The sequence below is a fragment of the Salinarimonas sp. NSM genome, from assembly GCF_052380005.1.
Taxonomy (GTDB): Bacteria; Pseudomonadota; Alphaproteobacteria; order Rhizobiales; family Beijerinckiaceae; genus Salinarimonas.
The window spans coordinates 33095-47025 of record NZ_JBQTCJ010000016.1; the positions used below are offsets into that span (position 1 = coordinate 33095).

Here is a 13931-nt window from a genome sequence, read left to right on the forward strand (position 1 = left end):
GCGGCGAATCACGTTGCGTAGGCAAGAGACCACGCGGTCAGACACTCAGAGTTAACGGCCACTCCGACCGTCGGCAAAGCAGCATTGCACGGCATCCGGCTTCTCAAGCATGCTGTGCGAGGAACGCCGACTTTCCCGCAGACAGGCAAGAAGTCACGCTCGGCTCGATCAGTCGCGAAGCGCTAGCCCCGACCGGGCTCCGGCCGCAGCGTGGGGCATCCTCGTGAACAATGAGATGGGCCCCTATCGGTCTTGCCGAAGCACCGTCGTTCTGCATAGGCCGTCAGACCGACCACCACCATGTGGAACGATAGATCTCCATGTTGTCCATAGCGGTCCAAAGCCGCTTCTCCCACATCGACCGCTTGGGCGTACCATTTTCCTTGAGGTCCGCCTGGAGTCGGTTGTACGCTGTCCCCGTAATCCTAGTGGGAAAGTCGCTCCCCAGCGACGTGAGTTTAGCGGCATAGTTGGCCGCCCGTCCTACCCAGACGAGATCATTGTCGCCGCGTACGCCGGTCCTCGCGGCCCTTAGCGGACTTACATCGATACCAACGACATGCTTGACCTCAAAAAAATGGTTCGGGTACTGCGCCCTAAAAATTGGGTTCAAGATATTTTTGATGGCGTAGTTGATGCGTAATGCACATCGCGTAGCATCGGTAGTCTGCGTACCGCCGATGAAGACCGCCATCACGCGATCACCGTCGTAAGCCGTAATCGTCCCGCCGTCACTCCTGATGATCTTGGCAGCGCAGTGGAGGTACGTTTTGTAAACCTCAGCAGCGACCTGCCAGAACTCACTGTCCACCATATTCGTCGAACCGTCCAGGTCCGCGTAGAGCACCGTTGCCGGGTCGAGCTCCACAGCGTCGTTTCCGAGGCGGAGCGCTTCCGGAGCCGGAACATAGCGGCCGACGCGAGTGCTCCATTGCTCTTGGAAAATCTTCGTAACCTCAGCCTTCAAGTCGTCGGCAAGCGGCATTCGGTCCTCCTCACCTTGCTACAAGATCTCGGATCGGCATCCCGAGCTCAGGTTGACCGGACCGCGACCGTGGCACCTCGCGCAGGCTGGCGGGCGCAATTGAGAGGGCACGTCGACACCGATCGGCAGCACTGTAGCCCAAGGGTCTTCTGCAGTTGCCAGAACTGATCCAACCCCTTTCGCCGCCGGCGCTCGGCATCAACCAGCTCGGCAATTGTGGTGGAATGGGCGCAGTTCCGGCGGAGCTTCGGATGGCCGCCTCGATACTGGCAGCCGAGAGGACAAGCCGCACGCCCGTTCAGCAGCCGAATACACTTGCGAGAGACCCGCACTGAGCCGTCGGTAATCCATGACCGTTCGCCAAGCCGTGCCGCCTCATACTCAGCCTCAACTCCGAGTATCGCAGCGGCCTGCAGCGCCCTGCGATGGTGGCCTCCCGCTTCGCCGTGGTCGAGCTCGATAGCTTTCGGCCAGATGCCGGTCTGGCCCACGACGACCTGGAGCTCAAGGAACTGGCGCAGGCTAGTCCACCAGATCTCCGCCTGCTCTCGGCTCGTGATAGCCGACGTCATGCCCATCCCGAGACAAAAGCTTGCATCGGAATTGATGTGTCGCTCTGGGCAGTATGTCGGCAGCCTCGTACCGGGGATGGTCTCACGGACCTGTACCGACGCGTCGGCCTCGATGCTCAACTCGAAGCCATGGACGACGGCACTGATGTCGTCATCGAGGGACGCCAGCCCCGCCAAGCGTGGCGCGGCCGAGGAGCGCACCCCGAACCAGCCCGGCCGCGCAGAAGCGAGGTGCGCGAAGGAGGTCATTCCCCACCGTCAAGGTAGGGCCGGAACGTCGCCTCTCGCCCTGTCGAGGGTGCGACGATGGTCGGCGCGGTATCGAACAGACGCACCGCAGCGGCGTAATCGAGGTTCTGGATTTTGCCGCCTGCCGTCGTGAACGTACGCCGGATCACGTCCGGAGCGACGCTCAGGGCGGCCGTGCCGAGAGCCGTGGAGGTGCCCTCGCAACCGCTCTGCAGCTCCTCCGACATGGAGACGGCCCGGCTCGTCGCGCAGCGGACGCTGTAGTCGCCACGCAGGCCGAGCCGCGTGATTGGCGTCGGACCGAGCTCGATGCCGATGGCCAGCCCGAGGTTCTGGATGCCCGGTAGGAGCTGCCGGCAGAGGTTGAAAGACGAGCGAAGGCCACCGGCGCAGAAGACGGCGGAGCGGACCGACTCCTTTTCGTTGGTGCTCGTGCGAGTGCCCTCGGCGAGCAGCCCGTGGATGCAGTCACCGATGAACCGGACCTTGCGGCCGTCGAAGTCCTCCTTGAGGACCGCCGCGAGCTCCTTACGGATCACGTGAAGGTTCGAGACGAGCTCACGAACGCGTCCCTGCGTGATGCAGGTCTCGACGTAGCGGGTGAAGCCGTCGATGTCCGCGAAGATCGAGGTCAACGGCATCCGAATCGAATTGCTCGGTACCAGGTCCCCGAACCGGATAGTGCGCAGAGGCGGCTCGTGATGGTGGAAAGTGAAGGTCTTCGGCACCGCCGGCGCCACCTCGATGGCCGCCTTGGCCTCATCGACGATCCGATCCAGGACAGGCGTAGTCAGGCCCCCGATCGTGAGTGTGTTCCGGATATCATGACGGCGTTCCTCGACAATCGAGCCAACACGGTGGAGGCCGAGCACGGCCCGGGCGCGATTGCTGAGGAAGATGCCCTCATCGTCACCGTCCGCGAGCTTGGCGGCATAATTGGCGGGGTTCCCGAGGAACAGCGGCTCTTGTTCGTCGGCGCGACCGCTGTTCACCGCGACCGCCTGGCCCGTGTCGATGCCCACGCGCACCCGCGTGCGGTACCTACCGCCGCTCACGCGGGCACCAGCCTCTTCGATCACCTGCTTGAGGGACGTCGCCAGTGTGATGGCGTTCAACACCCGGTCGCGCTCGCCCTGAGTGCCAGTCGGAGCCACCACTACGGCATGGAGGCGCGGCCCGTGAAAGTCGACGCGCTGAGCCCCGAGCTCTCCGATGACGCGATCGCAACCCGAGTAGTGCAGGTGCAGGAGCTGGAGAGCGCCCTGGTGCGCCTTCTCGGTCTCGCGTCCGAGCTCCAGAAGGCGATCGTGATAGTCGAGGAGCTGGAGATAGACGTGCACACCGTCCACCAACACTGCCTTACTGGGCGGGATGGCGATCAGGCTGCCCCCAGGCCGACCACTCCTGGCCTCTTCGGCGATGAACTTGCGTCGCGCGTCGAGGAACGTCTGGTCGAAACTGCGAACGTCGATCTGACCCTCGGGGACGCTCTGCCTGAAGGTCTTGATGCGGCTCTCGCTGCGGGTGCGCGACCACGCCATGTTGAACTCCTCAATCGATGGAAGGGTGGACGACGAAGGAGCGGGCGCTCTTGTCGATGAAGGTCCTCGGGGTCGGCTCGAAGCGCTCCAACACGGCATGGGCGGTCAGGGCGGCATAGACGGCATCGCTCACCCGAACTCGGCCGAGCGGCAGGTCGGAGGTGCAGCGCTTGGCCTGCTCGTAGCGGGAGGCGGTGTTAACCGTCTCGCCGATGAGCGTGAACGCGATCCGTTCGTTCCCGCCGAAATCGCCGATGACGACCTCCCCGACGTGGAGGCCCACCCGAAGGTCAAGGTCGAGGCCGCGAGCGCCGGCGATCCCCAGCACGCCTTGGACGGCCGTCAACGCGGCCTCGACAGCACGGGGAAGCCGTTCCCGCTCGCGGGCATCGTCCGGAACGATCCAGTAGGCCATCAGCCCGTCACCCATAAGCTTGTCGATCTGCCCGCCGGCCTCGCGGATCGCGGCGATCTGAACGTCCATGAGCGACCGGATGACGGCGCCGACTTCCCCCGGGGCGAGTTCCTTGGCGTAGCGTGAGAACCCCGCGAGGTCGCTGAACCACAGGATCGCCCTTGTGACCTTCGGTTCAATGATCGGCTCACCGCGCGAGTGGAGGGCGCCGAGCGCCGCCTTAATGCCGTCCTGGCAAATGAACCTGCCAATTAGGTTGTGGAGAGCCACGCCATCCTTACCCAAGTCGCTACGTTGGGCAGTGGCCTCGTCAAGCTTCAAGGTGAGGGCGCGGGCAATGGTCTCGTGCCAACAGGCGGCCTGCTCCGTGGTGAGGCTCGCGAGAAAACCGTGGTCGATCTCCCAGAGGCAGGTCGTGCCCTCTGCGACCATGTCGGCGCCGCGGCGTCGGGCTTCGTCACCCGGCCGGTAGAACGCGCCCTCACCGACGATCTCGCCCGCGCCCCGGCGAACGATCTTTCCGTCGACCGCGACGGCGATGACGCCCCGATCGATGATCCACAGGCACTCCGCAGCCTCCCCGCGGCGGCAGAGATACTGCCCTTCGGTCAGGCGCTGGATGAGCGGGTTGCGCGTGAGGACAGGCTCAATAAGCGCCGGACACGGGCAATAGCGCGTCAGGAACCGGGCGATCCCCTCCGCGGTCGGGCTCAAGGTCGGGTTCATGAAACGCCTCGCACTGTCTGACTGGGATCAGTCGCCTTCATGTCGATTCCCGTTCCGTTCCACTTACCAAACCTGCGCGCCGAACGGCGCGCAGGTTCATCTCGTTCATCATTCAGCGAGCCCTAATGGAAGGGCTTTGGCCGCTGATCACCCGCCGAAACAGGGCATAATGGAAATCTTATGCCCGTCTGCAGAGGCGGCCCTCCGCGGACAGCGTGATCTCACCCCCTCACGAACACCCCGTCGTCCCCCCACACGTATCACACTTCAAACAAGTCCCATTCCGCACCAGCGTGAAGTTCGCGCACTCGGGGCAGGCCTCCCCCTCGTAGCCCTTCATCCGCGCCTCCGCCCGCCGATCGGCGACCGAGGCCACCGCCGGCCCGACGGCCCCCGCGGAGAGCTCGCGCTCCACCACCGGCTCCGCCTTCAGCGCCGTCGCCGTGCGCGCACCCCCACCGGCCGGCATCCCGGCGTCGCGGGCCAAAGCCATCACCAGCGGCTGGGGCACCGTCCCCCCTGCCCCACCCGGGATGAGCATCAGCTTGTCGGTCTTGCCGCGGGTGAAGCCGCGGGAGACGAAGGTGGCCGCCGGGCTCGGCTCGGCGGCGGGGCCGAGGCGGGACTGCTCGACGCCCTTGCCGAGCACGTCGTGGCCGATCTCGCTCGGGTCGACGTGGGCGAGGTCGTAGCGGCCGAGGTAGGAGATCGCCAGCTCGCGGAAGACGTAGTCGAGGATCGAGGTCGCGTTCTTGATCGACTCGTTGCCCGTGACGAAGCCCGAGGGCTCGAAGCGGGTGAAGGTGAAGGCCTCGACGTATTCCTCGAGCGGCACGCCGTATTGCAGGCCGAGCGAGATGGCGATGGCGAAGTTGTTCATCATCGCCCGGAAGGCCGCACCCTCCTTGTGCATGTCGATGAAGATCTCGCCGAGCCGCCCGTCGTCGTACTCGCCGGTGCGGAGATACACCTTGTGGCCGCCGACGTTCGCCTTCTGGGTGTAGCCCTTGCGGCGGCCGGGGAGCTTCTCGCGGTCGCGGATGCGCTCGACGCGCTCCACCACCCGCTCGACGATCTTCTCGGCGACCTCGGCGACGCGCGCCGGGGCGGCCTTCTGGAGCAGCGCCTCGACGGCGTCCGCCGCCTCGTCCTCGTCGGCCTCGTCCTCGATGAGGGCGGAGTTCAGCGGCTGCGAAAGCTTGGAGCCGTCGCGGTAGAGGGCGTTCGCCTTCAAGGCCAGGCGCCAGGAGAGCATGTAGGCGCTCTTGCAGTCCTCCACCGTGGCGTCGTTGGGCATGTTGATGGTCTTGGAGATCGCCCCCGAGATGAAGGGCTGCGCCGCCGCCATCATGCGGATGTGGCTCTCCACCGAGAGGTAGCGCTTGCCGACGCGCCCGCAGGGGTTGGCGCAGTCGAAGACCGGGTAGTGCTCGCGCTTCAGGTGCGGCGCGCCCTCGAGCGTCATCGCCCCGCAGACGTGGATGTTGGCGGCTTCCACATCCTTCTTCGAGAAGCCGAGATGAGCGAGCAGGTCGAAGGACGGGTCGGCGAGCTTCTCGGCGGGGATCTTCAGCGCGCCCGTGAGGAAGTCCTCGCCGAGCGTCCACTTGTTGAAGACGAACTTGATGTCGAAGGCCGACTTCATGCCCGCCTCGAGGGCGGCGATCTTCTCGTCGGTGAAGCCCTTGGCCTTCAGCGCCGGCGGGTTGATCGCGGGCGCCTGGGCGATGGAGCCGTGGCCGAGCGCGTAGACCTCGATCTCGGCGATCTCGTGCTCGCGATAGCCGAGCGTGCGCAGCGCGTCCGGAACGGCGCGGTTGATGATCTTGAAGTAGCCGCCGCCGGCGAGCTTCTTGAACTTCACGAGCGCGAAGTCGGGCTCGATGCCGGTCGTGTCGCAGTCCATGACGAGGCCGATCGTGCCGGTGGGCGCGATCACGGTCGCCTGGGCGTTGCGGTAGCCGTGCTTCTCGCCGAGCTGGAGGGCACGGTCCCAGGCGGCGGTGGCGCGGGCGACGAGGTCGGGCTGCGGGCACGACGCGTGGTCGAGCGGCACCGGCGTGGTGTGCAGCTCCTCATAGCCCGCGGTCTCGCCATGGGCCGCGCGACGGTGGTTGCGCATGACGCGCAGCATGTGGGCCGCGTTGTCGGCGTAGCCCGGGAAGGGCCCGAGCTCGGAGGCCATCTCGGCGGACGTGGCGTAGGCGACGCCGGTCATGATGGCGGTGAGCGCGCCGCACAGCGCGCGGCCCTCGTCCGAATCGTAAGGCAGGCCCATCGTCATCAGGAGGCCGCCGATGTTGGCGTAGCCGAGCCCCAGCGTGCGGTAGCGGTAGGAGAGCTCGGCGATCTCGCGCGACGGGAACTGCGCCATCGTCACCGAGATCTCGAGGACCATGGTCCACAGCCGGCACAGGTGCTCGTAGCCCTCGACGTCGAAGGTCTTGGCGTCGCGGTGCCAGAACTGCAGCAGGTTCGCGGAGGCGAGGTTGCAGGCCGTGTCGTCGAGGAACATGTACTCCGAGCACGGGTTCGAGCCGCGGATGCGGCCGGACGCCGGGCAGGTGTGCCAGTCGTTCATCGTGGTGTTGAAGTGCAGGCCCGGATCGGCGGAGGCCCAGGCGGCGTGGCCGATCTTCTCCCACAGATCGCGGGCGTCGAGCGTCTTCTTCGGCTTGCCGGACTGGCGCCAGGTGAGATCCCAGGTGCCGCCCCGCTCGACCGCGCGCAAGAAGTCGTCGGTGATCGAGACCGAGTTGTTGGAGTTCTGGCCCGAGACGGTGAGGTAGGCCTCCGAGTCCCAGTCCGTGTCGTAGACTGGGAAGTCGATGTCCGTGTAGCCCTGGCGGGCGAACTGGATGACGCGCTTGATGTAGCTGTCCGGCACCATCGCCCGGCGCGCGGCCTTGATCTCGCGCTTGAGGACGGGGTTCTTCTCGGGGTCGAAGCAGGCCTCGCCGGCGGCGTCACCCTCGACCTCGCAGTTGACGCAGGCCTTGAGCACCGCCTTGAGGTGCTTGGAATTGAGCTTGGAGCCGGTGACGAGGGCGGCGACCTTCTGCTCCTCCTTCACCTTCCAGTCGATGTAGGCCTCGATGTCCGGGTGGTCGATGTCGACGACGACCATCTTGGCCGCGCGGCGCGTGGTGCCGCCGGACTTGATCGCGCCCGCGGCGCGGTCGCCGATCTTGAGGAAGGACATCAGGCCCGACGACTTGCCGCCGCCCGACAGCCGCTCGCCCTCGCCGCGCAGGCGCGAGAAGTTCGAGCCGGTGCCGGAGCCGTACTTGAACAGGCGCGCCTCGCGCACCCACAGGTCCATGATGCCGCCCTCGTTGACGAGGTCGTCCTCGACGGACTGGATGAAGCAGGCGTGCGGCTGCGGGTGCTCGTAGGCGGTGGCGGACTTGGTCAGCTCGCCGGTCTCGAAGTCGACGTAGTAGTGGCCCTGGGAGGGGCCGTCGATGCCGTAGGCCCAGTGCAGGCCGGTGTTGAACCATTGCGGCGAGTTCGGCGCCACCATCTGGCTCGCCAGCATGAAGCGCAGCTCGTCGTAGAACGCGGACGCGTCCTCCTCCGACCCGAAGTAGCCGCCCTTCCAGCCCCAGTAGGTCCAGCAGCCGGCGAGGCGATCGAACACCTGGCGCGAGGAGATCTCAGAGCCGAAGCGCTCCTCCTCGGGCAGCTCCGCGAGCGCCGCCTCGTCGGCGACGGAGCGCCACAGGAAGGAGGGGACGTCGTTCTCCTCGACCTTCTTCAGGCGGGCGGGGACGCCGGCCTTGCGGAAGTACTTCTGCGCGAGGACGTCGCTGGCGACCTGCGACCAGGTCTCCGGCACGTCGATGCCCTCCAGGCGGAAGACGATGGAGCCGTCCGGATTGCGGATCTCGCTCGTCGCCTTCCGGAAGGTGATCCCGGCATAGGGATCCCGACCCGCACTCGTGTATCGCCGCTCGATCCGCATCGTCCCGTATCCTCAGGTCTCTCGCTCCGGCCGCGCTGCGCGAACCCGGATGTCGGCCCCGGACGGCCCCAAGGGCCGCCCCCTCCTCGTCACCATCGCCACGCCGCGGGCGTCACGCCGTCCGGACGCCCTCGGGACGCGCATCCCCGTTCGCCGGGCCGGGTGGCCGTGGCGTCGAGGTGGATGCCGCGCTCCGTTCTGGATGTCGTCCGTCTGATACCGCCCGACGTGGTGCCTTCTGGCCCGCCGCCGCTCGTGTCGGTGGGACGGGAGAAAGCTGTCACCAGCCGGGGCGCGCGTCAACACCTAGTGCTCGGCCTCGTCCCCAGCCCTAGATATGGTGTGGGCTGTTAAGATTGTGGAGAACTTCGACACCGTCTCTCAAGCCCTTCGAGTCGCTTGAATTTTCAGGCGTACGGCCACGCTCGGCGCGGGTGTGGCCGGGATGCTTCGCCGGCGGACCATCCACAAGAGCCGTTCGCGGGCTCCCGCGAAGCGGGCTCGGGCCACGGCGGCCGGGTGCCTGCCACGGGTCCTGCGCAGGGCCGGCGAAGCGGCTGGAGACTATGGGATTCAACGTAATCCGTCCGTGGTGCGGCGCCCGAGAATCACATCGGCGGGGAGCGAATCGAATCCCGCCATCAATTCGGCCGGATCGGGGTGCGTTCAGGCTTCGCTCAGCATTCCCCCGGCATGGTCGATCCGTCGATCAGCAGAAAACGCCAATCCCCCGCCCGCGAGCCCCCGCGATGTCCCTCCCCGTCCCCCGCCGCTTCCGTCCGATCGCCCTCGCCTCCCTCGCGCGGCTCGCCCTGTGCGGCGTCCTCCTCGGCGGGCTCGGCGCCGCCAACGCGATCGCCCAGCGCGCGCCGACGGCGGACGTCGTGCCGGGGGTGGAGCATTGCGTGGTGAACGTCCGCGCCGACGACGCGCTGAACCTGCGCGCCGGGCCGGGCGCGGGCAACGCCATCGTCGCCCGCCTGCCCTACGGCGCCTGCGGCGTCGTCGTGAGCGGCCCGTGCTCGGGGAACTGGTGCCCGGTCGAGGACGGGCACCATGCCGGCTTCGTCCACGCCCGCTACATCGCCCAGGTCTCGCCGGCGCTCTATTGCACGGAGGGCGTCGCGACGGGCGAGCGGCTGATGCTGCGCGCCTATCCCTCCTTCGAGTCGCGACCGGTCCACGCGCTGGGCCCGGCCACCTGCTCGATCGCCTTTTTGCCCTATGCGCGCGACGGCTGGCAGAAGGTCCGCGTCGAAGGCTTCGAGGGCTGGGTGCCGCGGGCGAACCTCTCGGGGCAATGAGCACCGTCTTCTCGCCCTGCGGCACGTACCGCTACCGGCTGGAACGGCCGGCGGACGGCGCCTCGGCGGAGGCCCCGCCGGTCGCCTTCGTCATGCTCAACCCCTCGACCGCCGACGCCGAGCGGGACGACCCGACGATCCGGCGCGTGCGCCTCCTCGCCCGCGGCTTCGGCTACGGCCCGATCGTGGTCGCGAACCTCTACGCGCTGCGCGCCACCGACCCCCGCGCCCTCGCCGCCCATCCCGACCCCGTCGGGCCGGACAACGCGGCCCATCTCGCCGCGATCGCGGCGCAGGCGGGCGACGTCGTCTGCGCCTGGGGAAACCACGCCGATCCGGAACGCGCCCGCGCCGCGCTGGCGCTGCTCGCGGGGGCCGGCGCGCGGCTGTGGCACCTCGGCCCGACGAGATCCGGCGCCCCGCGCCATCCGCTCTACGTGCCGCGCGACGTGCGTATGGCGAGGTTCGCCGCGGCGTAGCGCGACGCGCGGCTTGACAGCCCGCGAGCGTGGCGGCACTCTTCCGAAACGTTTCGGTAGAACCCGCCCTGAAAGCCGCGCGCCAAGCGCAAACCGGAACGTCCGTCACCGTCGATCCGAAACGTTTCGGATGATGACGACGTCGGGAGAGGAACGCGTCGGAGGAAGACGTCATGGAGCGCCGCCAGCCGCGGCTGAAAGAACTCTCGCGCGAGCTCGGCCTGTCGATCACGACTGTGTCGCGGGCGTTGGCCGGCTATTCCGACGTCTCCGCCACCACTCGTGAGCGCGTGCGCGAGGCGGCGACCCGCTCCGGCTACGTGCCGAACCGCGCGGGGCGCGCGCTCAAGTCCGGCCAGACGGGTTTCGTCGGCCTCGTCGTGCCGGTGCGCGACGCGCAGTTCATCGACGCCTTCCTCGGCGAGTTCGTGATGGGCCTGGGCGAGGCGCTGGCGGAGGCGGGGCGCGACCTCGCGCTCACCACGGCGACACGCCGCCAGGAGGAGATGGACGTCCTCGCCCACGTGGTGAATGCCGGCCAGGTCGACGGCATGGTGGTGAGCCGCGCCACCTGCGAGGACCTGCGCGTCGGCTACCTCATCGAGCGCGGCGTGCCCTTCGTGCTCCACGGGCGCGTGCTCGGCGAGACGCGCCCCCACGCCTGGCTCGACACCGATGGCGCGGCGGCCTTCGGCGAGGCGGCGCGCCGCCTCCTGGCGCTCGGGCACCGCCGCTTCGGGCTCCTCACCTATTCCGACCCGATGACCTTCGCCCACTACCGCCGTACGGGCCTCGAGACGGCACTCGCGGAGGCCGGCCTCGCGCTCCCGACCGAGGCCATCGCGGCGGCGCCCCGCGGGGACCCGGAGGCGCTGCGCGCCGCCGCCGGCCGGCTGCTCGCCCTGGCCGGGCGGCCGACCGCGATCCTGTGCGCCACGGACACGCTCGCGATCACGCTGATGGAGGAGGCCGCCCGGCGGTCGATCGCGATTCCGCACGACCTCTCGGTCGTCGGCTTCGACAACCTGCCGGTCTCCTCCTATGCGAGCCCCGGCCTCACGACCTTCGACGCCCGCATCCAGGAATGCGGCGTCGCCGTCGCGCGCATGCTGCTGGCGGTGATCGAGACCGGCCCCGCCGCCGTCGAGCCGAAGCTCGTCGCGGCGGACTTCATCCCCCGCGCGAGCCACGGCCCGGCCCCCGCCTGAGGCGGCCCGCGACCCGCGCCACCAGAGCTCCGAAGAGGAAGACCCGGAGAAAGAAGAAACCGAGAGAGAGACGTTCACCAGAGACGAAACGGGAGGACAGACATGAGACGCCATACGACGACGACATCCGCCCTCGCGCTCATCGCCTTCGCGGCGACGAGCGGGCCCGCGCCGGCGAACGCCCAGGAATTGCTGTTCTGGTCGACCCAGGCGCGCCCCGTCGAGGAGGCGCAGGGCATGCGCGAGCAGGTGCTCTCGGGCTTCGAGGACGCCAGCGTCGACTACCAGCCGCAGGACGCGGGGCCCTTCATCACCCGCCTGCGCGCCGAGACCGAGGCGAACCAGGGGACGATCGCCGTCGTCGGCGCGCTCCACGGCGAGCTCACCGCCTTCGCCGACGCCTTCATGGACCTCTCGGCCGTCGACGTCTCCGCAGCGAGCCCGGCCCTCGTCGAGCTCGGTCGGCTCGGCACCGACGAGCAGCGCTACGTGCCCTGGATGCAGGCGACCTACCTGATGGCCGCCAACAAGGCCGCGCTCGAGCACCTGCCCGAGGGCGCCGACGTGAACGCGCTCGGCTGGGACGAGCTGATCGCCTGGGGCCGTGCCATGGAGGAGGCCACCGGGTCGCCCAAGATCGGCCTGCCCGCCGGCCCGCAGGGCCTGCGCCACCGCATCGTGCAGGGCTACTTCTACCCGTCCTTCACCGATTCGATGGTCACCCGCTTCCGGTCGGACGACGCGGTCGCGATGTGGGAGACCGTCAAGGAGCTGTGGGAGGTGACGAGCCCGCGCTCGACCTCCTACAACTTCATGCAGGAGCCGCTCCTCGCCGACGAGGTCTGGGTCGCGATCGACCACACCGCGCGCCTGGCGGAGGCCTTCAACCAGCGCCCGGACGACTTCATCGCCTTCCCGGCACCCGCCGGCCCGACGGGCCGCGGCTTCATGCCCGTGGTCGCCGGCATCGCGGTTCCCTCGACGGCGCCGGACCAAGAGGCGAGCCTGGCGCTCGTGCGCTACATGATGCAGCCCGAGACCCAGATCGCGACGCTGCGGGCGACGAACTTCTTCCCCGTCGTCGACGTCGAGTTGCCCGAGGACATGCCGCCCTCGGTGCGTGCGGCGGGCGCCGCGATCGCGCTGCAATCGGGCGCGCCCGACGCCAATCCCGGCCTGCTGCCGGTGGGGCTCGGCGACCTCGGCGGGCAGTTCAACCAGGTCTACGTCGACACGTTCGAGCGCATCGTGCTCGCCGGCCAGCCGATCGAGCAGGTGCTCGAGGACGGGGCGGAGGAGCTGCGCCGCATCGTGAACGAGGCCGGCGCGCCGTGCTGGGCGCCGGATGCCCCCTCCGAGGGACCCTGCCCGGTGGAGTGAGCCCCCTGTCACCCCGCGTCGCGAAGCGGGCCCGGGGCCCAGAACCGCAGGTGCTTGCTCAGCGTGCGCGAAGCGCGCGCGTCCACGAAGCGCCGATGGAGGCGTCTCACGACGCGGCGTACACGCCGCTCGACGACACCTGTGGTTCCGGGTCCCGGACTTGCTTCGCAATCCGGGATGACACCCAAGACGAAAGAGGTCCGCATGCCCTCGCGTGCCCTGCCCTACCTCCTGCTCGCGCCCGCCGCGCTGTTCCTGGCCGCCTTCTTCGTCTATCCGGCGGTGCAGGTGGCGCTGATCGCGTTCAGCCGGGGGGACGAGCTCACGATGGCGAACTTCGCCCGCATGGCCGGGCACTGGAAGTTCGACACGGCCTTGTGGAACACGATCCTGCTCGCGGCCGTCGTCGTGCCGCTGCAGCTCGCGCTCGCGCTCTTCATGGGGCAGATCGTGACGCGGATGGGCCGCGGGCGCGATCTCGTGCTCTACGTCTTCACCATCCCGCTCGGCATCTCTGATCTCGCCGCGGGCATCATCTGGCTCGCCATCCTCGAGCAGAACGGCTTCCTGAATTCCTTCCTCTACCACCTCGGCCTGCTCGATAGCCCGGTCGCGCGGCTCTCCTACCAGAACACGCTCGGCCTCTTCGTCGCGGTGGCCATCGCCGAGATCTGGCGCGCGACCGCGATCATGCTGGTCATCCTGGTCGCAGGCATGGGGCTGATCCCGAAGGAGTACGACGAGGCGGCGCAGGTGTTCGGCGCCTCGCCCTGGCAGCGCTTCGTCAAGGTGACGCTGCCGCTCCTCAAGCCCAGCCTCCAGACGGCGCTGATCCTGCGCACGATCCTCGCCTTCGAGGTCTTCGCCGTCGTCGCCGCGCTCGCCGGCACCTCGATGCCGATGCTGATGGGCGAGACCTACGCCTGGGAGTTCCAGCTCCAGGACCGCGGGGTCGCCGCGTCCTACGCCCTCGTCATCCTGGGAGTCTCCATCGCCGCCACCCTCGCCTTCCTGTGGTGGCTGCGCACCCCGAAGGAGGCGCGCGCATGACCGCGACCGCTCCCCTCCCCGCCCCCGCCGCCTCGCCGGAGGAGACCCGCGCCCTCGA

Annotated in this window: 10 protein-coding genes; 5 read left to right on the forward strand and 5 right to left on the reverse strand. The window is 68.4% G+C overall.

Annotated elements, in window-relative coordinates; all coding sequences use genetic code 11:
- Nucleotides 1-283 precede the first annotated feature (283 nt).
- The 5 genes from ACTZWW_RS08505 to ACTZWW_RS08525 all read right to left on the reverse strand — a co-directional run bounded on the left by ACTZWW_RS08505 (nucleotide 284) and on the right by ACTZWW_RS08525 (nucleotide 8452).
- Complete coding sequence (locus ACTZWW_RS08505) at nucleotides 284-985, reverse strand: adenylate/guanylate cyclase domain-containing protein (protein WP_444780514.1); 702 nt, start codon at nucleotides 983-985, stop codon at nucleotides 284-286.
- A gap of 47 nt (nucleotides 986-1032) precedes the next feature.
- A complete protein-coding gene (locus ACTZWW_RS08510) occupies nucleotides 1033-1806 on the reverse strand; it encodes an E2 domain-containing protein (protein ID WP_444780515.1) in 774 nt (257 codons plus the stop codon).
- Nucleotides 1803-3347, reverse strand: a complete 1545-nt coding sequence (locus tag ACTZWW_RS08515) for an adenylate/guanylate cyclase domain-containing protein (RefSeq protein WP_444780516.1) — start codon at nucleotides 3345-3347, stop codon at nucleotides 1803-1805. Before ACTZWW_RS08515 ends, ACTZWW_RS08510 begins: the two co-directional genes overlap by 4 nt.
- Before the next feature lie 10 nt (nucleotides 3348-3357).
- A complete protein-coding gene (locus tag ACTZWW_RS08520; RefSeq protein ID WP_444780517.1) occupies nucleotides 3358-4488 on the reverse strand; it encodes an adenylate/guanylate cyclase domain-containing protein in 1131 nt (376 codons plus the stop codon).
- Between the two features lie 229 nt (nucleotides 4489-4717).
- Complete coding sequence (locus ACTZWW_RS08525) at nucleotides 4718-8452, reverse strand: vitamin B12-dependent ribonucleotide reductase (protein ID WP_444780518.1); 3735 nt, start codon at nucleotides 8450-8452, stop codon at nucleotides 4718-4720.
- 749 nt (nucleotides 8453-9201) lie between these two features.
- Between ACTZWW_RS08525 and ACTZWW_RS08530 the strand changes: the two genes are divergently transcribed.
- The 5 genes from ACTZWW_RS08530 (at nucleotide 9202) to ACTZWW_RS08550 (ending at nucleotide 13873) form a co-directional block, all read left to right on the forward strand.
- Nucleotides 9202-9756 (forward strand): SH3 domain-containing protein, encoded by a 555-nt coding sequence (locus tag ACTZWW_RS08530; RefSeq protein ID WP_444780519.1) that lies wholly within the window; start codon nucleotides 9202-9204, stop codon nucleotides 9754-9756.
- Complete coding sequence (locus ACTZWW_RS08535) at nucleotides 9753-10235, forward strand: DUF1643 domain-containing protein (protein WP_444780520.1); 483 nt, start codon at nucleotides 9753-9755, stop codon at nucleotides 10233-10235. Before ACTZWW_RS08530 ends, ACTZWW_RS08535 begins: the two co-directional genes overlap by 4 nt.
- A 173-nt stretch (nucleotides 10236-10408) precedes the next feature.
- Nucleotides 10409-11443 (forward strand): LacI family DNA-binding transcriptional regulator, encoded by a 1035-nt coding sequence (locus ACTZWW_RS08540; protein WP_444780521.1) that lies wholly within the window; start codon nucleotides 10409-10411, stop codon nucleotides 11441-11443.
- Nucleotides 11444-11545: 102 nt separating this feature from the next.
- Complete coding sequence (locus ACTZWW_RS08545; protein ID WP_444780522.1) at nucleotides 11546-12823, forward strand: ABC transporter substrate-binding protein; 1278 nt, start codon at nucleotides 11546-11548, stop codon at nucleotides 12821-12823.
- A 204-nt stretch (nucleotides 12824-13027) separates the two neighbouring features.
- The gene (locus ACTZWW_RS08550) at nucleotides 13028-13873 is read left to right on the forward strand and encodes a carbohydrate ABC transporter permease (RefSeq protein WP_444780523.1); all 846 of its coding nucleotides are present in this window, start codon (nucleotides 13028-13030) and stop codon (nucleotides 13871-13873) included.
- Nucleotides 13874-13931 lie beyond the last annotated feature (58 nt).

Coding starts and splice junctions, on each gene's coding strand:
- ACTZWW_RS08505 (WP_444780514.1), bottom strand. CDS start 985: ATGCCGCTTGCCGACGACTTGAAGGCTGAGGTTACGAAGATTTTCCAA.
- ACTZWW_RS08510 (WP_444780515.1), bottom strand. CDS start 1,806: ATGACCTCCTTCGCGCACCTCGCTTCTGCGCGGCCGGGCTGGTTCGGG.
- ACTZWW_RS08515 (WP_444780516.1), bottom strand. CDS start 3,347: ATGGCGTGGTCGCGCACCCGCAGCGAGAGCCGCATCAAGACCTTCAGG.
- ACTZWW_RS08520 (WP_444780517.1), bottom strand. CDS start 4,488: ATGAACCCGACCTTGAGCCCGACCGCGGAGGGGATCGCCCGGTTCCTG.
- ACTZWW_RS08525 (WP_444780518.1), bottom strand. CDS start 8,452: ATGCGGATCGAGCGGCGATACACGAGTGCGGGTCGGGATCCCTATGCC.
- ACTZWW_RS08530 (WP_444780519.1), top strand. CDS start 9,202: ATGTCCCTCCCCGTCCCCCGCCGCTTCCGTCCGATCGCCCTCGCCTCC.
- ACTZWW_RS08535 (WP_444780520.1), top strand. CDS start 9,753: ATGAGCACCGTCTTCTCGCCCTGCGGCACGTACCGCTACCGGCTGGAA.
- ACTZWW_RS08540 (WP_444780521.1), top strand. CDS start 10,409: ATGGAGCGCCGCCAGCCGCGGCTGAAAGAACTCTCGCGCGAGCTCGGC.
- ACTZWW_RS08545 (WP_444780522.1), top strand. CDS start 11,546: ATGAGACGCCATACGACGACGACATCCGCCCTCGCGCTCATCGCCTTC.
- ACTZWW_RS08550 (WP_444780523.1), top strand. CDS start 13,028: ATGCCCTCGCGTGCCCTGCCCTACCTCCTGCTCGCGCCCGCCGCGCTG.